The organism is Sphingobacterium multivorum (genome assembly GCF_900457465.1).
GTDB lineage: Bacteria > Bacteroidota > Bacteroidia > Sphingobacteriales > Sphingobacteriaceae > Sphingobacterium > Sphingobacterium multivorum.
In genome coordinates this window covers 2083147-2105016 of record NZ_UAUU01000011.1, presented here as the reverse complement: position 1 = coordinate 2105016, position 21870 = coordinate 2083147, and the positions used below count along the sequence as shown (strand labels likewise).

At 39.8% G+C, this 21870-nt stretch carries 17 protein-coding genes and 2 pseudogenes; 13 read left to right on the top strand and 6 right to left on the bottom strand.

Going from position 1 to position 21870, the window contains the following annotated elements; genetic code table 11:
• Positions 1–110 precede the first annotated feature (110 nt).
• Positions 111–1647 (bottom strand): annotated as a pseudogene (locus DTA23_RS26720) (IS1182 family transposase).
• Between the two features lie 162 nt (positions 1648–1809).
• On the opposite strand from DTA23_RS26720, the gene DTA23_RS26715 reads away from it, so the two are divergent.
• The gene (locus DTA23_RS26715) at positions 1810–2421 is read left to right on the top strand and encodes an HAD family hydrolase (RefSeq protein ID WP_070568850.1); all 612 of its coding nucleotides are present in this window, start codon (positions 1810–1812) and stop codon (positions 2419–2421) included.
• 80 nt (positions 2422–2501) lie between these two features.
• Here the strand turns inward: DTA23_RS26715 and DTA23_RS26710 are convergent, their stop codons facing one another.
• Positions 2502–3863 carry a hypothetical protein gene (locus DTA23_RS26710; RefSeq protein ID WP_112376497.1) on the bottom strand — a complete coding sequence of 454 codons (1362 nt, stop codon included), beginning with the start codon at positions 3861–3863 and terminating at the stop codon, positions 2502–2504.
• Positions 3864–3877: 14 nt separating this feature from the next.
• The gene (locus DTA23_RS26705; RefSeq protein WP_046673558.1) at positions 3878–4483 is read right to left on the bottom strand and encodes an RNA polymerase sigma factor; all 606 of its coding nucleotides are present in this window, start codon (positions 4481–4483) and stop codon (positions 3878–3880) included.
• A gap of 325 nt (positions 4484–4808) precedes the next feature.
• Here DTA23_RS26705 and lysS point away from each other — a divergent pair.
• From lysS to coaA, 6 genes and pseudogenes are all read left to right on the top strand, one after another.
• Positions 4809–6530, top strand: a pseudogene (lysS, locus tag DTA23_RS26700) (lysine--tRNA ligase).
• Positions 6531–6737: 207 nt separating this feature from the next.
• Positions 6738–7793 carry a patatin-like phospholipase family protein gene (locus tag DTA23_RS26695; RefSeq protein ID WP_112376496.1) on the top strand — a complete coding sequence of 352 codons (1056 nt, stop codon included), beginning with the start codon at positions 6738–6740 and terminating at the stop codon, positions 7791–7793.
• A gap of 31 nt (positions 7794–7824) precedes the next feature.
• On the top strand, positions 7825–9057 hold the full coding sequence (locus DTA23_RS26690) for a nucleoside recognition domain-containing protein (RefSeq protein WP_112376495.1): 1233 nt from the start codon (positions 7825–7827) through the stop codon (positions 9055–9057).
• Between the two features lie 67 nt (positions 9058–9124).
• Positions 9125–9505 (top strand): methylglyoxal synthase, encoded by a 381-nt coding sequence (locus DTA23_RS26685; protein ID WP_046673562.1) that lies wholly within the window; start codon positions 9125–9127, stop codon positions 9503–9505.
• 12 nt (positions 9506–9517) lie between these two features.
• Positions 9518–9919, top strand: a complete 402-nt coding sequence (locus DTA23_RS26680; RefSeq protein ID WP_070568864.1) for an OsmC family protein — start codon at positions 9518–9520, stop codon at positions 9917–9919.
• Between the two features lie 133 nt (positions 9920–10052).
• The gene (coaA, locus tag DTA23_RS26675; RefSeq protein WP_046673564.1) at positions 10053–11012 is read left to right on the top strand and encodes a type I pantothenate kinase; all 960 of its coding nucleotides are present in this window, start codon (positions 10053–10055) and stop codon (positions 11010–11012) included.
• Positions 11013–11014: 2 nt separating this feature from the next.
• Here the strand turns inward: coaA and DTA23_RS26670 are convergent, their stop codons facing one another.
• On the bottom strand, positions 11015–11857 hold the full coding sequence (locus DTA23_RS26670; protein WP_112376494.1) for a mechanosensitive ion channel family protein: 843 nt from the start codon (positions 11855–11857) through the stop codon (positions 11015–11017).
• A gap of 177 nt (positions 11858–12034) precedes the next feature.
• On the opposite strand from DTA23_RS26670, the gene DTA23_RS26665 reads away from it, so the two are divergent.
• The 4 genes from DTA23_RS26665 to DTA23_RS26650 all read left to right on the top strand — a co-directional run bounded on the left by DTA23_RS26665 (position 12035) and on the right by DTA23_RS26650 (position 19134).
• A complete protein-coding gene (locus tag DTA23_RS26665; RefSeq protein WP_112376493.1) occupies positions 12035–14134 on the top strand; it encodes a heavy metal translocating P-type ATPase in 2100 nt (699 codons plus the stop codon).
• 163 nt (positions 14135–14297) lie between these two features.
• On the top strand, positions 14298–16850 hold the full coding sequence (gene gyrA / locus DTA23_RS26660) for a DNA gyrase subunit A (protein ID WP_112376492.1): 2553 nt from the start codon (positions 14298–14300) through the stop codon (positions 16848–16850).
• A gap of 8 nt (positions 16851–16858) precedes the next feature.
• The gene (locus tag DTA23_RS26655) at positions 16859–17959 is read left to right on the top strand and encodes a tetratricopeptide repeat protein (protein ID WP_070568880.1); all 1101 of its coding nucleotides are present in this window, start codon (positions 16859–16861) and stop codon (positions 17957–17959) included.
• Positions 17960–17961: 2 nt separating this feature from the next.
• A complete protein-coding gene (locus DTA23_RS26650; protein ID WP_112376491.1) occupies positions 17962–19134 on the top strand; it encodes a tetratricopeptide repeat protein in 1173 nt (390 codons plus the stop codon).
• A 66-nt stretch (positions 19135–19200) separates the two neighbouring features.
• On the opposite strand, the gene DTA23_RS26645 is transcribed toward DTA23_RS26650, so the two are convergent.
• The gene (locus tag DTA23_RS26645) at positions 19201–19638 is read right to left on the bottom strand and encodes an FKBP-type peptidyl-prolyl cis-trans isomerase (protein ID WP_112376490.1); all 438 of its coding nucleotides are present in this window, start codon (positions 19636–19638) and stop codon (positions 19201–19203) included.
• A gap of 114 nt (positions 19639–19752) precedes the next feature.
• Positions 19753–20163, bottom strand: a complete 411-nt coding sequence (locus DTA23_RS26640; RefSeq protein WP_070568887.1) for an OsmC family protein — start codon at positions 20161–20163, stop codon at positions 19753–19755.
• 173 nt (positions 20164–20336) lie between these two features.
• Between DTA23_RS26640 and DTA23_RS26635 the strand changes: the two genes are divergently transcribed.
• Together DTA23_RS26635 and DTA23_RS26630 are read left to right on the top strand one after the other, a co-directional pair.
• Positions 20337–20588: a hypothetical protein gene (locus DTA23_RS26635; protein ID WP_046673571.1), complete on the top strand. Its 252-nt coding sequence runs from the start codon at positions 20337–20339 to the stop codon at positions 20586–20588.
• Positions 20589–20640: 52 nt separating this feature from the next.
• The gene (locus DTA23_RS26630) at positions 20641–21828 is read left to right on the top strand and encodes an MFS transporter (RefSeq protein ID WP_112376489.1); all 1188 of its coding nucleotides are present in this window, start codon (positions 20641–20643) and stop codon (positions 21826–21828) included.
• Positions 21829–21870 lie beyond the last annotated feature (42 nt).

The following is a 21870-nucleotide window of genomic DNA, read 5'->3' as shown; positions in this document are numbered from 1 at the left end:
TATTGAGGCAGCTTTTTTATTAAATATGGCTATGCGATAGATTTGTGAGTTGTTGTTGATTATTTCACAGAACTGTTCATTTGGGAAGAAAAAGAACAAAAAGTAGCTATTTAAGCTGCTTTTTTCCTTAGATTTTGCGCTATAGCCAATAAACCCCATTCTATGGACACTTTTTCCTTACCGCGGAGCATAAATCTTCGGAACCCGTGGTTCTGTTTTATGTTTCCAAAGACTGGTTCGACATCGTGACATCGCTGTTTTCTTTTGGCTATACCGACATCGCTGTTAAGCAATCCGTATGCTCTATCTTTATAAGCCTCAAGCTGTTCATTTATCTGGATGATTCTATTGCCCTGTGATTTGTGGCAAGCACCGTTCAATGGGCAGTTTGTGCAGTTTTTTTGCCTGATATCTTTTTATTTTTTGCTCGAAACCTGTGGAGGTCTTTTGTGTAAATAGACCTATGCAGTTCATTTCCTGTCCCATTGGACAGATATAGCAATCTTTTGCAGGGTTATAATGTAGTTTATCAACGGAGAATGGCTTCTTGCCCGAATAACTCTTTTTCTGCTCCTTGTCAAACATACCATATTTCACATAGGCCCCAATGTTTTTCCCTTCTAGTAACGCATAGTTCTCCTGGCTGCCATAGCCAGCATCTGCGGTAATGGTTTTCAGTATTTCCCCAAAGCTCGCCTCATGTTGTGCCAGATGACCGGGTAGCGTTGTGGTATCTGTGGGGTTGGGATGTATGGTGTAATTGACGATGTATTGATTGGAAGTAGATATCTGAATGTTATAACCTGGTTTGAGCTGGCCATTTTTCATATGATCCTCTTTCATGCGCATAAAAGTAGCATCGGGATCTGTCTTGCTATAACTATTTCTATCTCCAAGCGTTACTTCCTGCTCTTCATATTGAACAATCTTGGCCGGGTAGTTTTTAGTCGCATAGCGCAACTTTGCCCTCATCTTCTTGCTTACCGAAGGTTTATCGGACAAGACCCGGTTCAGGTTATCGACCGTAGCCTGAACTTTTTCGCGGTCAATTGTTGTCAGATCGGGAGGTTCCGGAAGGTTGTCCTCTGCTTTGGCGATACTTTGGGCGTATTCCCAAATATCTTTTAAGGCAGCTTTCATCTTCTCCTTATTGGTCTGGATAGCTTTTTTCCAGACAAAGGTGTATTTGTTAGCATTGGCTTCAATCTTGGTGCCATCGGTGTAAACATCTTCTATACTCAGCAGACCTTCTTCGGATAGGAGTTTGACAACTTCTTCAAATACACTACGAAGTGCTTCTTTCAAACGAACGCCTCGAAATCTGTTGATGGTATTGTGGTCGGGATAGCTCATGCCGCTCAGCCACATGAAATTGATGTTCTCCCGGCACGCCGTTTCCAATTTGCGACTGCTGTAGACATTGCTTACGTAGCCAAACACCAAAACTTTCAACAACATCTGCGGATGATAACTGGAGCAGCCTTTTATCTTATAAGCGTCCAATAGGGACTGGATGTTGATCCGGTTGATTACATCGTTAACGATACGTACCGGATGACCTTTGGACACCAGTTCGTCCAAAGTTGGAGGAATGGCCATGATCTGGTCCTGATAGTAAGGCTTAAAAGTAGCTCTTTGAGATGGCATATATCCTTTTTGCTTACACTATAAATATATGAAAAGCAAACAGTTAAAACAAATAATAAACCTTAGATAATGCAAAAAAGAGACTGCCTTTTTGAGACAGCCTCTTCTTTTTTGCTCGTCCAATTATATTTTTTTATTTTTACTGCTCACTATTAAAAGTATATGTCACCTGAATCACAACGAAAATTTGAATTACTAAACCTTCTTGCCGAATCCTACGACGCACTATTATTTGATGTCGATGGTACCCTGGCAGATAATATGGACGCACATAAACAAGCCTATAAAGCTGCAGCCAAACAATACGGAGTCGAGTTGGACGTCAATTTGATTGATGAAACTGCCGGATGGCCCACTGTGGCTGTTGCAGAGGAAATCAGCAAACGCTATGAGGTAGATTTCGATTATCAAGAATTTTCCACACTAAAGTCTACTATTTTTCGAGACGAGTATGTTTTCAAGACGAAACCTGTAGATTACGTTGTTGAACATCTAAAATATCAGAAAGGTAAAAAACACATCGCTGCCGTTTCAGGAGGAACCAGAACAACCTTATCCATGACATTAACCACCATTGGTGTATGGGATGATTTGGAAACACTGGTTTGTGCTGGAGATACAGCTGAGGGAAAACCTTCACCACAACCCTTTCTTTTGGCAGCTGCTCAATTGAATATTGCTCCGGAAAGATGCCTGGTCTACGAAGACGGGACCCCAGGAGTTGAAGGTGCGAAAGCCGCAGGAATGGGTTGGGTTCGCGTTGATGAAATTTAATAAACCCCAATTTGCAGACTATAAAAAAAGCCGCAGTAAACTTCAAGCTTACTGCGGCTTTTTTTATAACATTATGCTATTTAAAAACTAGTAATTATTTTCACTCCCCCGTTGCTATAGTTCAAATCGGATGATTTCAAATTTCCGATTGGAGCTTTATAATAAGGCTCTACAGAAATGGATAATTTTCCAACTTTCTGTTTCCGACCAACTGAAAAATTAATAAAGCCGTTCACACCTTTATCATCAACATTTTTGTCTTGAGATTTTTGTCTGTACTCCGTATTATTTGTTTCATAGATCGTTGCCCGTTCCTGATCCAATACACCAACATAGGATACACCGACTGAGGTATAGAAATTCTTGTTTATCGCGTATCTAACATCCAATGGGATATCAACTGTTAGGATTTTACCTGAAACCCGTTCATTACTCTTTGCATCTTTTGCATCTGCTGCCCGCATCGCAAAGGAATTATTCAAATTCGATTGAGAAATATAATTTGGCGCATCTGCATTAAGAGAATTTGATCCCATTGCAGGAGTGATGGGTGAATTACCCGAAACAGCTCCATAATGTTGAATGGAAGCTCCTGAACGAAGACTTACTTTGCTCGAAATATTATAGGCTAGCGCGACCCCACCACCGAGCGTTATGCTTTCCGATGTAGAGGCTGGGGATACAAAAGCGCCCATTTCCCATTTTTTATCTTGAGGAATGTTCGTGTGAACAACACTAGTTCTTGTTCTCCCTTGTTGCGCATCATACAATTGCGCGAGTTTTACAGCGTCACGTTGCGTTTGATTAACAGGCGGGATTAGCCCTGAATTGGTCGATGCAATAACGGTTTTATTCGTCAACGTGTTATTTGTTGACGCGCTTGCCCGTTCCGCTTCACTTTCCGTTAAACCAACCTGCGCTGAAAATGAATTATTTTTCAATTGCATGGACTGTAGCCTTCTTAAATCGGCTGATACAGCCACATCGTGGCCCCGCATTAATTGCTCAGTACTCAATACCAAGTGGTGATTGTCCAAATTTTCAGTTGAATGGTCCCCTGGCACAGAATAGGCATAGGGCTTCTTCGCTGATAATACCTCTGCACTTACAATCCTATCGCCCGTAACACCCGATAACGAACGCTGTATCGATTCTTTTAAATCCTTATGATCACCTAACACATCTTCTCGTTCTGGCAGATGTGTTAAAACGACTGCAGGTGAATCAGTCTCCACATTCGTCTTTAGCCCCCAATATCCTACACCAAAACACAATAACACAGCCGCAGCAGCACTCCAATACTTCCAATTAGAGGAGCGATGTGCTGAAACGCCATAATTTGAGGCAAATTTCTCCCAGGAACCTTCTTTATAAGGTAGTTCATGGTCTTTTAATTGTCCAATGATCTCTTCTATCAATTCCTTTTTCTTATTGTCTTTCATCGTAACAACACTATTTATCTTATTTCTTGAACTACGCCTGTATAATCCAAGTATAATTTTCTAAGTTTTTGTTTCGCTCGCGTCAGATAAGTCCTTGACGTACTATCTGGTATGTTAAGCATCTGGGCTATTTCATCATGCGAATAACCCTCAATTTCATAGAGATTAAAAATAGTTTTTTGAATTTCGGGGAGCTGATCGAGCAGACGCATAATCTCATTGACCTCTAGTCGACTGTCCAATTGTACTGCAGGAGTATGCATATCCCCTTCTCCCAAATCTTCAACCGAATAAAACTGCTTTTTACTTCGTAAAAAATCAATCGAAATATTGGCAGCAATTCGCCCTATCCAAGCTCTAAATGATTTTTCGAGATTTTCATCATCAATATCCCTATTAAATGATTCTAATTTCCGAAATACCCGAACAAAACTTTCATTTACAAGCTCTTCCGCGTCCACATCCTGCTTAACATAACGAATAATAATAGCCATGAGATAACCATAATACTTCTTATAAACGAAGGCCTTGCCGTCCTCACGATCGCGTAAGCAACGTTCTAAGGCATCCTGTAAAGATGATAGCTTCTTGTTATAAAAATATGACCGAATTATACCCACTTAAACCATTTAATTATTAAGTTTCAAACTTAGACAAATTGCCTTTCATATGCAATCAATAACATATGCCATGTAAACAATCTATCGAATTCTCCCCTTCAAGATGAACGTTTTTTTCGAGGAGATAACGAAATTAAAATTATAAAACTCAACATCAAATAGCCGAATGTCCCCTTGTAATAATATCACTATTTAACTATTTTTATCCATATAACGAAATGCCATTTCCTTTCGCTACAGCGTTTTCAAAAAAAATCCATAAAAAGAATTGAAAAAAATGGCTATTTTTGCGTGATTTTCACATTTTAAATATTATTCATACCGAATGAGTACTGTATTATCCGAACAGGAACAACTTAGAAGACAAGCGATGCAATCGTTGTTGGATATGGGAATTGATCCATTTCCAGCCAACGAATTTGTCGTCAATGCACATGCTGCTGATATTTTAGAAAATTACGATAGAGATAAATTGAATTATAAGAACATCACCATTGCGGGACGTATCATGAGTCGTCGTGTGATGGGTAGTGCTTCATTTTTTGAAATTCAAGACTCCACCGGACGTATTCAAGCTTATATAAAGCGTGACGATGTCTGTCCTGATGAGAATAAAGACCTTTACAATGTAGTTTTCAAAAAGCTATTGGATATTGGCGATATCGTTGGTATCAAAGGCTATGTCTTCACGACACAAACCGAGGCCATTGCAGTACACGTAGAAGAATTTACTGTTTTATCCAAATCGCTGCGCCCCCTACCTGTTGTAAAATCGGCAGAAGGTAAAAACTTTTGATGCCTTTACAGATCCAGAACAACGCTATAGAATGCGTTATGTAGATTTGATCGTAAATCCAAGTAACAAAGACATATTTATCAAACGTACGAAGCTTTTCAATGCGATGCGTCAGTTCTTTAACGATGCGGGTTATATGGAAGTAGAAACACCGGTCCTGCAATCCATCCCAGGCGGTGCCGCGGCACGTCCGTTCATCACGCATCATAATGCTTTAGATATTCCATTATATCTTCGTATCGCCAACGAGCTTTATCTAAAAAGACTAATCGTTGGTGGATTTGATGGTGTATACGAGTTTTCTAAAAACTTCCGTAATGAAGGAATGGACCGCACCCACAATCCGGAATTCACCGCAATGGAAATTTATGTAGCCTATAAAGACTACAACTGGATGATGAATTTTTACAGAACGTTTGTTAGAACATTGTGCGTTGGCTGTAAATGGTACGACTGAAGCAACCTTCGGTGAACATAAAAATTGACTTTAGAGCACCATATAAACGGATATCGATGACAGATTCCATTAAGGAATTCACTGGATTTGATATTACTGGAAAATCTGAAGAAGAAATCCGTATCGCTGCCAAAGGAATGGGCATCGATGTAAACGAAACCATGGGTAAAGGCAAACTGATTGATGAAATTTTCGGTGCAAAATGTGAAGGAAACTACATCCAGCCGACATTCATTACGGATTATCCAAAAGAAATGTCTCCTTTAACGAAGAAACACAGAGATAATCCTGATTTAACCGAGCGTTTTGAGCTGATGGTTTGTGGAAAAGAGATTGCCAATGCTTATTCAGAACTTAATGATCCAATTGATCAACGTGAACGATTTGAAGATCAATTACGTCTTTCTGAAAAAGGTGATGATGAAGCCATGTTTATAGATCAGGATTTCCTTCGTTCATTGGAATATGGAATGCCACCGACCTCTGGACTTGGAATCGGTATGGACCGTTTAATCATGTTCTTGACCGATAATGCGTCAATCCAAGAAGTTCTTTTCTTCCCACAAATGAGACCTGAAAAAGTCGCCAAAGTGGCAGAAATAAAAGATTATGAAGAACAAGGTATTCCTGCAGCCTGGGTTCCCGCGTTACAAAAAATGGGCTTTACAACCATTGAAGCTTTAAAAGAAGCCAATCCGAACAAGGTTTTTAATGACCTTGGTGGTATGCGTAAAAAACTTAAACTGGATATCAATATGCCAACGAAAGACGAAGTATTTGCTTGGTTCAATTAAATCGGTATCTATGCTAGCTAAAAAAGCTGTCTCAAATTTTATTGAGGCAGCTTTTTTTGTTTAGGGCAAATTTGTAAAAGTATTTACAAATAGATTCGCTATGCATTGAAGCACAGGATCGCTGACAATTGTCACCAATATATGACTCCTGCCAATTGTAGACATTTATTATATTTACATATCGTTAACTAAATCAATTTTTAGCTTATGAAGAATATTCTCGCGCTTGACGGCGGTGGTATCCGGGGTATCATTCCTGCAATGGTTCTTGTGGCTCTCGAAGAGAAGTTGCAAAAGCAGACGATGGATCCTAATGCACGGATTGCCTCCTACTTTGACTTTATTGCAGGTACAAGCAGCGGCGGAATTCTAACGAGCATTCTCTTGTATCCAGAAGAAGGCAATCCCGCGCATCCTAAATTTTCAGCTCGAGATGCGTTAAACTTATTCGTCAACCATGGAACTGAAATTTTCACGGCCTCCAAATGGCGTCGATTTCTGAGTGGATTTGGCCTGGTCAGTGAGCTGTATTCGTCGAATCCATTATCGAATGTCCTGGATGAATATTTTCAAAATGCACAATTGAGCCATCTTATCAAACCATGTATCATCACTGCATATAACATTGAATTACGGAAAAATCATTTTTTCAGGCAGCAAAAAGCAATTACGCATGGCGAAGCACGGGATTTCTACCTCAAAGACGTCTGCAAGGCGACATCCGCTGCGCCCACATTTTTTCCTGTTGCAGAGATCTATTCCCTTTCAAAAACAAGATATCCGTTGATTGATGGCGGTGTGTTTGCTCAAAACCCCTCCATATGTGGTTTACTTGAAGTTTTAAAGGCTTTTAACAGCACGCAGATAAACGACATGTTTATGGTATCCTTAGGTACGGGAATATCAAAGACAGCTTATAACTACGAACATTTTAAGAAGAAACTTGCTATACAAATCGGCCCCGCTTTAGTTGACATTATGACGAGTGCATCTTCCGAGAGTACCGAATTTTTTATTCGGCAACTATTCCAAAATAATGGCAAGCAACAAAATTATCTGCGCATAGAGCCTTCCAACTTGTCTAGTATCAATGCGTCGCTAGATGCAGCCTCGCCCAATAATATACAGAAGTTGATTTCCCTATCCGATAAAATGATCAGTGAGCACGAGGATACATTGGATTATATCGTTGCACACCTCATTAAGGAAAAGAGTCAAAATAAGAAGAAAAATCCATGGAGCCAGTTGATGGATAAGTTCTAAAAGATTACTTTTACGCATATTTTAAATCTATATGGCATTAAACTACGTTTGGGTTGCATTTTTTTTAATCACATTTGCCGTAGCCCTTGTAAAACTAATCTTTTTCGGAGATACGGAAATCTTTCAGCAAATTGTAAATTCAATCTTTGACAGTGCAAAAACGGGGGCGGAAATCTCTTTAGGGCTGATCGGCATGATGAGTTTTGCCCTTGGAATTATGAAAATTGGCGAGAAAGGCGGTATGATCAATATTTTTGCAAAAATCGTGGGCCCTTTTTTCCATAAACTATTTCCGGAAATACCCAGAAATCATCCGGCACTTGGCTCAATTCTGATGAATTTCTCGGCTAATGCGTTGGGACTAGATAATGCGGCAACGCCATTGGGCCTTAAAGCGATGAAGGAACTCCAGGAGCTCAACCCCAATAAGGAAACCGCTACCAATGCACAGATCATGTTTATTGTCCTCAATGCATCTAGCTTAACCCTATTGCCTATTTCAATTATGGCTTATCGGAAGGAAGCTGGTGCTCCAGACCCTTCAGATGTATTTCTGCCAATTTTGATCGCAACCTTCTTTTCCACATTGGTGGCTTTGATTCTCGTTTCCATCTATCAAAAAATCAATTTATTTAACCGTGTAATTCTAGGATACCTGGGTGCAATGGGATTATTTATCGGTGGACTACTTTATTACTTTTCGGGACTGCAACAAACAGAAATTGAAATATTCAGCAAAGTGTTTGGTAATGTTATTTTATTCAGCTTATTTACCTCTTTCATAGGTTTGGCTCTTTTCCGTAAAGTAAATGTGTACGATTCATTTATTGAAGGTGCCAAAGAGGGCTTCGAAGTTTCTGTAAAAATAATCCCCTATCTTGTCGCCATGCTTGTTGGTATTGCGGTATTTAGAGCATCAGGAACGATGGACTATATGGTCGCTGGAATTTCCGAAGCCATCGCATTATGTGGTCTAGACACATCCTTTGTAGACGCTTTACCAGTAGCCTTTATGAAACCGCTCAGCGGCTCCGGTGCACGTGGACTTATGGTCGATTTGATGAATGCCAAAGGTCCAATGGATTTCGCTGCCAGGGTTGCTTGTGTTATACAAGGATCGACAGAAACTACTTTTTATGTCCTCGCCGTATATTTTGGTGCAGTGGGCATAAAACGTACTAGGCATGCTTTACCATGTGCATTATTAGCGGAATTAGCCGGTGTAATCGCAGCAATAATTATCTCATACATATTTTTTAAATAACATACTTATACTACAGAAAGGTCTGCTGTTATAACAATGTCAACTATTTACAAATTATTATATTGTGATGAAAAAAACAATCGCACTAATAGCCCACGACGGCAAAAAACCTGAAATGGTCGCATTTGTCAAAGATCACCAGGAATTATTGGAGCGCGCCAATATCATTGCCACAGGTACTACGGGCTCTTATGTCAGGCAGACAGGACTGCCTGTAGAATTGAAATTGAGTGGCCCCATGGGTGGTGATGCACAGATCGCAGCTTTAGCCGCCGAAAGAAAAGTGGACGGCATTATTTTCTTTCGCGATCCACTAGGAAAACATGCCCATGAACCAGATATTCAAATGCTTATGCGTGTATGTGATCTTTACAATGTCCCTTTGGCAACAAACCCCGCAACTGGAAGCCTTATCATTGAAGGTCTATTAGAAGACGTTGAATCCTAATTTCTATCGCTTATGGACAATGAAGTAATCGTTTCAATAGGGAAAATCCCCTATACAACGACAGTACAATACGGAAAGCATCAAATAACGGTCGATGAACCTGAAGATATAGGCGGTGAAGATCAGGGCATAAACCCTACTCCATTACTGTTATCATCCTTAGGGAGTTGCAAAGCCATTACCGTCAAAATGTATGCGGACCGCAAAAATTGGCTCCTGGAAGAAGTACAGGTGCGTTTATCTTATGAGGTGCAAACAAGTGAGCAGCAGCAAACGACCTATATACAATGCTTTATCAGCTTTAAAGGAGATCTAGATGAGGTGCAAAAGCAGCGGTTGTTCAAAATTGCTGAAAAGTGCCCCGTTCATAAGATATTATCAAATCCTATTGTAATAACTTCAAATCATTTATAATGTTTCTTGGGATAACGGATAACACTAATTATATTTGTCCGCGCAAAAAAGACCTTTAATAGCTCCTAGAATCGAATAGAAAAGGTTACTTGTCCTGCATTATAGATAATTGGGAATAAAAATAAAGCAAACAATGCAATTGGATCCACAAATAGCAATAGACTCGCCTTTTAGATCGATCAAACGTGAAGACTGGAAAAATTTAAACGGAAAAGTATTGCACAATTTCAGTGTCGAAGATCTGGAAAATCTCCATGCACTGAATGAACCCTTGACAAATCAGGAAATAGAAGAAGTCTACTTTCCCTTGAGTCATCTACTTGAGATTCATATTGATCGTTTCCAAAGTCTTCACCAGCGAACAAACCGCTTCTTTGGCAAGGAAGTGAGCAAACTGCCTTATATCATCGGTATAGCTGGGTCGGTTGCTGTGGGAAAAAGTACGACAGCCCGTGTGCTACAACGTGTGCTTAGTTTACTCCCGTCCAAACCGAAGGTCGATTTGGTGACCACAGACGGTTTTCTTTACCCGAATCAATATCTTATCGAACGCGGTATTCTAAACCGAAAAGGCTTTCCTGAAAGCTATGATGCTAAAAGATTGATTCATTTCCTTTCAGCAGTGAAATCAGGAGCTCCAAAAATTACGGTTCCAGTATACAGCCACCTGGTCTATGACGTGTTGCCAGACGAACAGCAACAAGTGATTGAACAACCCGACATCCTTATTGTAGAAGGGATAAATGTATTACAAGTCAATTCCCAGCGACCACGAAAGGGACATAGCGTATTCGTTTCCGACTTTTTTGATTATTCAATCTATGTACATGCCAGCGAGAAAAATCTTATTGAATGGTATACCAATCGATTTGAGTCACTGCGTGCCACTGCATTTCAAAATCCGGCTTCATTTTTCCATAAATATGCTAATATGACAGCTGATGAAAGCCACACCATGGCTGTAAATATCTGGAACGAAATTAATAAGCCCAATCTAATTAAAAACATTTTGCCAACGAGATATCGCGCCGATCTTATTTTGGAAAAAGGAAGCCACCACTTTGTTAAAAATGTCAAAGTAAGAAAGATTTGACCCTACAGTCTCGTAAACTGCAGGATTTCATTTAATATGCTGCTTTGTACCTGTTGATGTACTTTATTGCTGGACGAGATTGCACTAACCTCAACTTTATACTTGATATAATCTTTAGTCATATCGGCGACCTTAATTGTAAAACCTTGGGAATGATCTAAATTTGGATTTTTTTGAAATAGTGGACTTAAATACTCTTCCAATTCCGCCACTGCAAACGAGCGATCAATCGGCAATTCGAATTTTACAACAATTTTATTTGACTTTTGGGAGGTCTTATTGACCAACGTTGCAGTAAACACCAAATTATTGGGAATCATCACAGCGTCGTCATCTTCATCGCGCACAACCAGATTAGCCAACGTGATATCCACGATTTTCCCCTGATATTCGCCGATTTTTATGCGATCGCCTACAGAAAACTGATCCGAAAACATAATAATCAAACCAGATATCATATTCGTGATGTATTCTCTAAAAATCACAGCAATAGCCATTGCGACAATTGTCATGCTGGTGATAAAATCTTTTGGGTTAATCCCAACCGCTATCATTAGGCTGACAATAATGAAAAAGACATTGCCTACCGTGGCGACACGCGTAATTCCAAGCACAAAATTACCCCGTACAACCTGCTGCTCATTTCGGCTATTGTATAGTTTTACAAGGATAAAATGACCAATGGAGATCAGGACACTAGCTGTTAGAAAAGTATTTAAGCCGTATGCCATATTCCGGATGATCTCCCGCTGCTTATAAAAGGTTTCAAATTGAACAAAGGATGCCGTTAGCGCAATCAACAATATAATTCGGACGATAAAAGAAATTGAAATCGGTTTTGTCATTTTTTACACAAGCTTAAGTTGTCTATCTAGTCAAATTTAATGTTCTCCCATTCACTATTCAAGATATTTCATGTAAAATGGCTTCAAACGGGCTTGCTAAACTAAACAATTTTACTTTACGTAAAAAGCATTATCAGGAAATAGCTATCTTTGGCTAAAGACATTACATGCTATTAAATGAAGGAATCGAACGTGCAAACTGAACTTAACGTAAGCGGAATGCACTGTGCAAATTGTGCTATTTCAATTCACAAATACCTAGAAAACAACGGTGCTAAGGATATCTATGTCGATTTTGCATCAGATGAAGTGAAATTTTCGGAGATACCGCTGGAACAAATACCTGTGCTGGTCAAAGGCATTGAGTCTTTGGGTTACAAAGTTATGGAGGGTAAGGATAAGAAACCTAGCTTTTGGAAATCTATCGAGCTTAAGTTCCTCTGCTGCCTCATCTTTACGATACCCTTGTGGAGTCACATGTTTACGAATTTACCTATTCTACATGATCCCTTTATCCAACTCGCGCTTTGTGCGCCAGTTTACATCATTGGTTTTTCCTATTTTGGCATCAGTGCATTTCGTTCCATCTGGAACAAAATGCCCAATATGGATGTACTCATCTTTATTGGATCTACAGCTGCTTTTGCCTATAGTCTCATTGGAACATATTATAATCTAGGACATGATTACCAGTTCTACGAAACATGTGCAACAATCATAACACTGGTATTTTTGGGAAATGTCCTCGAAAAAAGAGCCGTTACCAAAACCACATCAGCCATCAAAGAGCTGGTTAAATATCAAGATATACCCGCTATCAAAATTGAAAATGACCAAGAAGTCGAGCTATTAGCCCGAGAAATTAAATCCGGTGATATTTTAAAAGTAAATTCTGGAAATCTCATCCCCGTTGATGGCGATATTTTGGAAGGACAGGCTTGGGTGGACGAATCTATGCTAACCGGAGAAAGTCTACCTATCGAAAAACTTAAATATGATGCCGTCATCGGCGGTACCTTACTAACCGAAGGAAATATCAGAATCGTGGCGACCAAAGTTGGGTCTAAAAGTGTACTGTATCAGATTATCCAATTAATTAAAGATGCGCAGAGTAAAAAGCCACCTATTCAAAAATTTGGTGATAAAGTAGCCGCTTATTTCGTTCCAATCGTTGTGACGATATCATTTTTCACTTTTTTTGTTACTTATTTTATCGCACAATTTCCGCTGCAGCAATCCCTCATGAATGCCATAGCTACCCTTGTTGTATCCTGTCCATGCGCCATGGGGCTAGCCACACCTACTGCTGTCATGGTTGGCCTGGGAAGAGCTGCAAAAAGTGGAATACTGATCAAAGGCGGAAGCACCATCGAGGAGATGTCCGATCTCAAACAGATGGTATTTGACAAAACGGGGACCCTAACGACAGGCGATTTTAATATCAAAGCGATTCAGACCTTTGGTATCGAACAATCGCAAGTCGAATCGATCATCGCACAATTGGAGAGTTATTCGAGCCATCCGATCGCCAAGTCGATCCGAAAACAACTCCAGGAGATAAAATCTTACCGCATTATCTTCAAGGAAGTCAATGAAATAAAAGGGAAAGGAATCTTTGCGACCGACACAAATGGAAATAACTACTCCATTTGCAATGCAAAACTTGGCGAAAAAGATTACTCTAATCGTTATGACCTTACCTTAACCATCAATGCCGTTGTAATTGCAGGCATTGTCCTCGAAGATCAAATTAAGCCGTATGCAAAGGAACTCATCCAATACCTCAAAGATAAAGGCATACGGCCTATTCTTTTGAGTGGAGATCGACAAAGCAAATGTGAACGCACAGCACAGAAACTTGGTATTGCGGATGTGTATTGGGATAAATCGCCAGAAGAAAAATTAGCAATCTTGTTCAAACTCAAAAAGAATGGCCCTACCGCAATGGTTGGTGACGGTATCAATGACGCTCCCGCATTAGCTGCTGCCGATGTTGGCATCTCGCTTGGCGATTCGACACATATTGCCATCCAATCGGCAAAGGTAGTTTTATTAAACAATGAGCTCAAATCTATTGAAAAGCTGCTGGAAATTGGTCACCATACCCTATTGACGATAAAGCAAAATCTCTTTTGGGCGTTCGCGTACAATATTGTGGCCATACCGCTTGCCGCGGTTGGCTTTTTCGGACCTATGCTTGCCGCCCTTAGCATGGCCTTTTCAGACTTAATTGTCATCGGCAATTCAATTCGGCTCCGCTTTAAAAAAATCAAATAAAAAGGATACCCCATAAGTACCAAGACAATCCATAAAAGATTGTCTTTTTTGTGTATATTAGGGCTTAAATCATTCGCTTTTGAGGTTAAATTTTTGTAACTTCGCATGCGTGGCAAGCCAGTTTAGAGGGCTTGCATACTAGTTTTATTGAAACCAAATTCATATGGCTGAAGAAACAGAAAACGACAACAATCTTGTTCCGGCAAACGACCGGATTATCCCAATTAACATCGAGGATCAGATGAAGTCTGCCTACATTGACTACTCCATGTCTGTCATTGTATCAAGAGCACTTCCTGATGCGCGTGATGGCATGAAGCCAGTACACAGACGTGTTCTTTATGGCATGCTGGACTTAGGGGTTACCAGTGGCAAGCCTTACAAAAAGTCTGCCCGTATCGTTGGTGACGTATTAGGTAAATATCACCCACATGGTGATTCATCCGTTTATGACACCATGGTTCGTATGGCTCAAGATTGGAGTTTACGTTATCCTTTGGTAGATGGTCAAGGTAACTACGGTTCCATCGATGGCGATCCACCTGCGGCGATGCGTTATACGGAGGCAAGATTAAAGAAAATTGCCGAGGAAATGCTATCTGATATCAACAAAGATACGGTTGATTTCCAAAATAACTTTGACGATTCCCTACAAGAACCAACAGTCCTTCCCACCCGTATTCCAAATCTCCTGGTCAACGGAGCTTCGGGGATTGCAGTGGGTATGGCTACAAATATGGCCCCACATAACCTATCCGAGGTTATCGATGGTACAATCGCTTTTATTGATAATCGTGATATCGAGGTTTCGGAATTGATGCAGCACATCAAAGGTCCAGACTTCCCTACAGGTGCATTAATCTACGGCTATGCTGGGGTTCAAGATGCTTGTAATACAGGTCGTGGCCGTATTGTTATGCGTGCAAAAGCTGAAATAGAAGCAACCAAATCGGGTAGAGAGCAGATTATCGTCACCGAAATTCCTTATCAAGTGAACAAGGCGAATATGATCGAGCGTACAGCCGAATTAGTTAACGAAAAGAAATTAGAAGGAATTTCTGCTATTCGTGATGAATCTGACCGTACCGGGATGCGTATTGTGTACGACATCAAGCGCGATGCAAATGCAAATGTTGTTTTAAACAATTTGTTTAAATACACAGCGCTACAAACTTCATTTTCAGTAAACAACATTGCTTTAGTTAAAGGAAGGCCAATGCTATTGAATCTGAAAGACATGATTCATGAGTTTGTAGAGCATAGACATGAGGTAATCGTTAGACGTACACGCTATGAGCTGGCGGAAGCTGAAAAACGTGCTCATATTCTAGAGGGGTATTTAATTGCCTTGGATCATTTGGATGAAGTCATCAAATTGATCCGTAATTCGGATACTCCGGAAGATGCACGCCTTGGATTAATGGAGAAATTTGGCCTATCCGATCTTCAGGCTCGCGCGATCCTTGATATGACCTTACGTCGTCTAACAGGACTGGAACGTGATAAGATTAAAGAGGAATATGCTGAATTGATGAAAACAATTGACTATTTAAAATCGATATTGGAAGACGAGGGACTTCGTATGAAAATTATCAAAGATGAGTTAATTGAGATCAAAGAAAAATATGGTGACGAACGTAGATCCCAGATTGTACACTCTGCTGAAGATATGCGTATGGAAGATTTTATTGATGATGAAGAAATCGTTATCACAATCTCCCACAACAGTTACGTAAAACGCACACCATTATCCGAATACAAACGTCAGGGTCGCGGTGGCCGCGGATCAATTGGCACAAATACACGCGAAGAAGATTTTACCGAACATATCATTACAGCGTCGGCACATAATTATATGCTGCTATTTACAGAGGCAGGTCGCTGTTTCTGGTTGCGTGCATTTGAGATTCCTGAAGGAAGCCGTACTTCTAGAGGTCGAGCACTTCAAAATATCATCAACGTTCCAAAAGAAGAGAAAATAAAGGCCTTCATCCTGGTGAAGAACCTGAAAGACCAAGATTATTTGGAAAACAATTTCATTATTATGTGTACCAAAAAAGGTACGATTAAGAAGACGTCGTTGGAAGCCTATTCTCGTCCAAGAGCAAACGGTATCAATGCCATCAATATCAATGAAGGCGATCAATTAATTGAGGCTTGTTTGACTACTGGAAGCAGCGAAATTGTCATGGCACTGCGTTCTGGTCGTGCAATTCGTTTCAATGAATCTACGGTTCGTCCAATGGGCAGAACGGCAACAGGTGTACGTGGTATCACCTTGGCAGCGGAAAGCGATGAGGTGATTGGCATGATTAGTGTGAATGATTCGGAAACTACCGTGTTGGTCGTTTCTGAAAAAGGATATGGAAAACGTACAGATATCGAGGATTATCGCGTAACGAATCGTGGTGGTAAAGGTGTGAAAACAATCAACGTCACCGATAAGACAGGTGAACTCGTTGCAATTAAAGGCGTTACGGACAACGAGGACTTAATGATCATCAACAAATCTGGTATTGTTATCCGCATTGCTGTAGAAGAATTAAGAGTAATGGGACGTGCAACACAAGGTGTAAGGCTCATTAATTTGAAAGATAACGACGAGATCGCGTCTATTACGAAAGTCGATCGTGAAGAAGAGACTGAACTGACCGAAGAGTTAACGGAAAATGGTGATTCGACTTCTGAAGAAAACACGGACTCAAACGAAGAATAAATAGTCTAATGAAAAACTTACTGATATCATTGTTAATATCTGCAAGTAGTTTAACTGTTGTTGCCCAATCCAATTTAAAGGAGGGCAGCAACAGTTTTGCTTTATATACCAAAACTGGCGAATTTAAAAATCTTGAAAATGCGCGAAAGTTTGCAGACGCCGCCTTCCAATCAAAGAAAGATTCGGCTTCTGTCAATAATAACCTTTTAAGGGCATTGGTATATAGCTCCTTGGCAGTTGCAGATTCAACAAGGAAGCAGCCCTATAAAATGGATCCTATCGACGTATCCATCAAATCACTTAAGCTTCTGGATCAAAAAAAAGCACGTCGAAACTTTCCTGCGGAAATGGACTACATTCGTCAAAATCTTGCTGGAGCCATATCCTATCAGGGAGCGTTGGCTTTAAAAGATGGCAAATTTGACAAAGCTTATAAAGCTTACCTTCGAATAGATTCACTTGGTTTCAAAAATAATGATCTCAAATATAATCTGGCGGTACTCTCCGGCAAGAATAAAGATTATATGAATTCAATCAAATATTATGATGAACTCATTAAAAGTGAACATCCAAAGCCTAATTACTTTCTTGAATTAGCGCAGATTTATTCGCTCGGAGGTACTAAACAGGATGTCTTGAACGTTCTTGAAAAAGGACATGCTATATTTCCTGAAAATAAACAGATACTTTTTAGATTAATTGATGTGTATTCGGCCAATAATTCTTATGACGCTATCTTAAATGTCATTGCTGATGCTATCCGTCTAGAACCTGAAAATGTCGAACTGAACTATATTGCAGGCTATTCTTACGAAAATGCCAATGATATAAAACGGGCGAAAGAATATTATAATAATGTATTGCGATTGGATCCGAATAATTATGAATCTAATCTTGCATTAGGATTAATCAATCTGGAGACTTTATTAAAGGAACCTTCCAACCAGGATATACAAGAGTTGACCATCGAGTATCTGTTGAAGGCAAATGAGATTAAGCCTTATGATGTCAATGCGCTTAAAGCTTTGGCTAAATATTATAAGCTTATTGATGACGCATCTCAATTAGACAGAGTGAATTTATTATTGAATCAATTAACAGTTAAATAGATATGAATTTAAAATCTCTATTATTATTAGCAGCAATAGGTACTGTATCTACCTCAGTTTCTTTTGCGCAGACGGGCAATGTTAAAAAGGCAAAATCTGCCCTAGCGAAATTCCAAGAATTGAAAGACGCTGGTACGGTTCAATTGGGTATTCCTAATTTGAAATCGGCGAAAGAAGCTATTGACGCAGCTGTTGTCAATGACAAAACAAAAGATAATGCGGAAGCGTGGACGGTATATGCATTGGTAAATGCAAACCTATCAACAATAGATAAGTCATCTGAATTAGCGAAATTGGCTGAGGACGGAATTGCGAAAGCAAAACAGCTGGATACAGACGGTGCGAATAAAGCGAATATTACTGTTGCAGAACAAATTCTGGGACAATATAATTTCAATTTGGGAGCAGAAGCATATCAAGCACAAAAATATGCTGAATCGTACAGCTCTTTTACAAAAGCGTTGACCTATCTTCCTGGAGATACATTAGTTACTTATTACAGCGGTGTTGCAGCGCTATCAAATAAGGATTATAAGAATGCTGTGGAACGTTATAAAGAACTAATTCCAAGAAAAGATTTCTCTTCGCATAAAACGATTATGGTCGATCTGCCGAAATTGTACCTCTCTATGCAAGATACAACTTCAGCACTTGAATATGCAAAAAAAGCGGCTGAAGCTTATCCAGATGACAATGCGGCGATGACTCAAAACATCGAATTGAATCTGATTACAGGCCACGAAAAAGAAACAATTGATGCTATCACTGCACAATTAGCAAAAGATCCAAACAATAAAAGCTTAAATTATTACCTAGGCATAGCCCAATCTTCAGCGAAAAACGAAGACGCAGCAGTTGCAGCATACAAAAAAGCATTGGAGATTGATCCTAACTTTTTTGAGGCAAATACAAATTTAGCAATCACGTTAATGAACAAAACACGTGAAAAATTAAATGTTGTTAATAATAACAGAAAATTGACGCAAGCGCAATATGATGCAGAATTAAATAAGATTAAAGCAGAATTAAAGCCAGTGCTTCCTTACTTAGAGAAAGCAGTTTCTTTGCAACCAAAAAATGTAGATGCTTTAACGAATTTAAAGAACTATTATATTTTTATGCAAGACGAAGCTAAAACGGCCGAAATCAATGCTAAGATCAAAGAAGTAGAGTAAAAAATAAACTTCCATAAAAAAGCCCGCATCTGATGACGCGGGCTTTTTTATGGAAGTTTTTTAGGGTTAAGCTAAAATCGCAATTAACTCAATCTGAAATATCAACGTACATTCTCCTCCTTTTCGAGGTAACAACTCTTCCTTTCCATAAGCCAGTTTTGGTGGAAGGCACACCTCCCAGATTGATCCAACCGGCATCATTGAAATCGCTTCTTGCCATCCCACGATGAGTTCATTAATATAAAACGTTTCAGGGCGCTTCCGCCTATACGAACTATCGAATACAGTTCCGTCTAGAAGCTCGCCTTTATAATGGCAGATAACTTTAGCCGACTTCTTGGGGATTTGCCCCGCCCCCTTTGTTAATACCTTATAATGCAAACCCGATGCGCATACGATTACTCCTTCTTGCTGGGCATACTTTTCCAAAAATGCCTTTCCAGCTTCCAGATTCTTTTCCGCAAGCGCTGCTGAACTTAACTTATTTTTCTTTCTCTGAACCAAAACTCAATGGATTAAAATTCAATATTGCTAATTATTTATGTTAGCCTCAAAAATAACAGCTTTTTCTCCTTTTAACGAAAAAAGACCAAGTTTTTGTTCGATAGAACGCCTTTATCAAAGTAACTTTGCATCTAAGGTTTTCTCGAAACTGAATGCTTTACTCACCGGACAGTTTTCCTTCGCTTTATGCGCTATTGTTTGAAACTCAGTTTCGCTTATCGTTGGCACCTTTCCTTGCAGTTCAAGTTCAGATCGCACAATTGAACCATTCTCGAACACGATTGTCGACACGGTGATTAATTCTTCCGGGACAAAACCGGCTTCAGAAAGAAAAGCGCTCAATTGCATGGTGAAGCATCCTGCATGTGCTGCTGCCAATAATTCTTCGGGGTTTGTCCCCACACCATTTTCAAACCGTGTCGAAAATGAGTATTGCGTATGATCCAACGCTGTACTGTCTGTGGTCAGGCTACCTTTTCCTTCTTTCAGATTGCCATTCCATTGGGCTGTTGCTTTTCTTCTCATGTTTTCTATGCTTATTATTTAATTTTTCTAACGTTAATTTCTCCTGTCGCGATTCTAGCCTTTCAGGTATCTTTTATAGAACAAACAGTCGATCAAAAAGTTGTACACTATTGAATAATTGATGTCGCATTTTGAACAGCGCTTACGTTAACAATTGTATTAAAACTAAACTCATGAATAAATTATTGTACCTTTTCATCCTTGTTATCGCCTTCAATTCATGTAAAACTCGTCAGGTCAAAGAACAGGCTTTGATACAGGACTGTCCTGAAGAGAAGATTGTCAATAAAATACCTGGTCCCCCAGTAAAGGGTGAATCTGAAAAAGTTTACTATATCTATCAAGGCAAAAGAATTTCACCAAAACAATTTGACCAAGAATGGCTCGAGAAAAATTGTGATATTAAAGAGACAGTTGTTTATTGATTTTATTTCTTAAAACAAGCATAAAGACGTAATTTCGCCTAAAATTTTTATAATGACAGTTTCTCCTCGGGAGGTCAATCAAAAGATTTTAGGCTACGTCTCTTTAACTTTCCTTGGTTACCTCACAATCGGCCTATCGCTTGCTACCCTCCCCATCTTTATTCATCAAACTTTAGGATTTAATACAATTATTGCGGGACTGGTTATTAGCGTTCAATATATCGCTACTTTCCTACTACGCGGTTATGCAGGAAAAATTGTGGACACCAAGGGCCCTAAGATTTCCGTTCTGCGCAGCATGTTATTTTTTGCATTATCGGGACTCCTTTTACTGCTTGTTTTTTTATTCCGGTCTCAGCCTCTGCTCAGTTTGGGTCTCCTACTTATTACCCGCTTGTTTACTGGAATTGGAGAGGGTCTAGTGGGTGCGAGCCCTATAAATTGGGCATTAATGGAGCTCGGCGACGAACATGCCGCAAAAGCGATCTCTTTCAACGGAATAGCCAGCTATGGTGCATTGGCTATTGGTGCGCCCTTGGGTGTGTTGCTGGTGGATCATATCAATTATGAAGCTTTGGCTCTATTGACCAGTGCTATTGGTCTGCTCGGCTATTTTTATTGCCGCGCAAAAACACCCTATCAAGTGGCAGGTAAAAAGGCTGAAAAAGTGAGTTTTAGACGCGTATTGCTTTTAGTAGCTCCCTTTGGAATTTGTCTTGCCTTAGGTGGTCTGGGGTTTGGCAGTATCTCCACTTTTATGACGCTTTACTATGAACATTTCAATTGGGAAAATGGGGCAGCATGCTTAACTTTATTTGGCGTATTTTTCATTTTAACACGACTAATTTTCAATAAGGTCATTGACCAATATGGTGGGCTCAAGGTTGCCTTAGTTAGTCTTTTCGTCGAAACAGTAGGCCTCACGGTTATCGCCGTGGCAATTGATCCCTTATGGACCCTATTGGGCGCTGCGTTAACGGGTTTTGGCTTCTCACTGGTATTTCCTGCGCTTGGTGTCGAAGCCATTAAACGGGTAGACCAAAGTCAACAAGGCTCTGCTCTGGCTGCTTATGGGCTATTTATTGATATTTCACTTGGCATCACAGGTCCATTAATTGGCTTTGTGGCCAATAATAGGGGGATGACAGCGATATACCCATTTAGTACCATGATGGTCTGCATTGGTTTTGCCGTTGTTGGAAACCTACTCTATCAAAAAAAGCGGGAGCTGACACCATAGTCTCCACTAAACATCCATACATCGTATCAAAGATATACCTAC

What these genes read in the sequence shown, in the direction of transcription:
- DTA23_RS26655 (WP_070568880.1), top strand. Translation starts at nt 16,859, where the DNA reads ATGAAAAACTTACTGATATCATTGTTAATATCTGCAAGTAGTTTAACT.
- DTA23_RS26685 (WP_046673562.1), top strand. Translation starts at nt 9,125, where the DNA reads ATGAAAAAAACAATCGCACTAATAGCCCACGACGGCAAAAAACCTGAA.
- DTA23_RS26665 (WP_112376493.1), top strand. Translation starts at nt 12,035, where the DNA reads ATGAAGGAATCGAACGTGCAAACTGAACTTAACGTAAGCGGAATGCAC.
- DTA23_RS26650 (WP_112376491.1), top strand. Translation starts at nt 17,962, where the DNA reads ATGAATTTAAAATCTCTATTATTATTAGCAGCAATAGGTACTGTATCT.
- DTA23_RS26670 (WP_112376494.1), bottom strand. Translation starts at nt 11,857, where the DNA reads ATGACAAAACCGATTTCAATTTCTTTTATCGTCCGAATTATATTGTTG.
- DTA23_RS26695 (WP_112376496.1), top strand. Translation starts at nt 6,738, where the DNA reads ATGAAGAATATTCTCGCGCTTGACGGCGGTGGTATCCGGGGTATCATT.
- DTA23_RS26635 (WP_046673571.1), top strand. Translation starts at nt 20,337, where the DNA reads ATGAATAAATTATTGTACCTTTTCATCCTTGTTATCGCCTTCAATTCA.
- DTA23_RS26690 (WP_112376495.1), top strand. Translation starts at nt 7,825, where the DNA reads ATGGCATTAAACTACGTTTGGGTTGCATTTTTTTTAATCACATTTGCC.
- DTA23_RS26680 (WP_070568864.1), top strand. Translation starts at nt 9,518, where the DNA reads ATGGACAATGAAGTAATCGTTTCAATAGGGAAAATCCCCTATACAACG.
- DTA23_RS26630 (WP_112376489.1), top strand. Translation starts at nt 20,641, where the DNA reads ATGACAGTTTCTCCTCGGGAGGTCAATCAAAAGATTTTAGGCTACGTC.
- gyrA (WP_112376492.1), top strand. Translation starts at nt 14,298, where the DNA reads ATGGCTGAAGAAACAGAAAACGACAACAATCTTGTTCCGGCAAACGAC.
- DTA23_RS26715 (WP_070568850.1), top strand. Translation starts at nt 1,810, where the DNA reads ATGTCACCTGAATCACAACGAAAATTTGAATTACTAAACCTTCTTGCC.
- DTA23_RS26640 (WP_070568887.1), bottom strand. Translation starts at nt 20,163, where the DNA reads ATGAGAAGAAAAGCAACAGCCCAATGGAATGGCAATCTGAAAGAAGGA.
- coaA (WP_046673564.1), top strand. Translation starts at nt 10,053, where the DNA reads ATGCAATTGGATCCACAAATAGCAATAGACTCGCCTTTTAGATCGATC.
- DTA23_RS26710 (WP_112376497.1), bottom strand. Translation starts at nt 3,863, where the DNA reads ATGAAAGACAATAAGAAAAAGGAATTGATAGAAGAGATCATTGGACAA.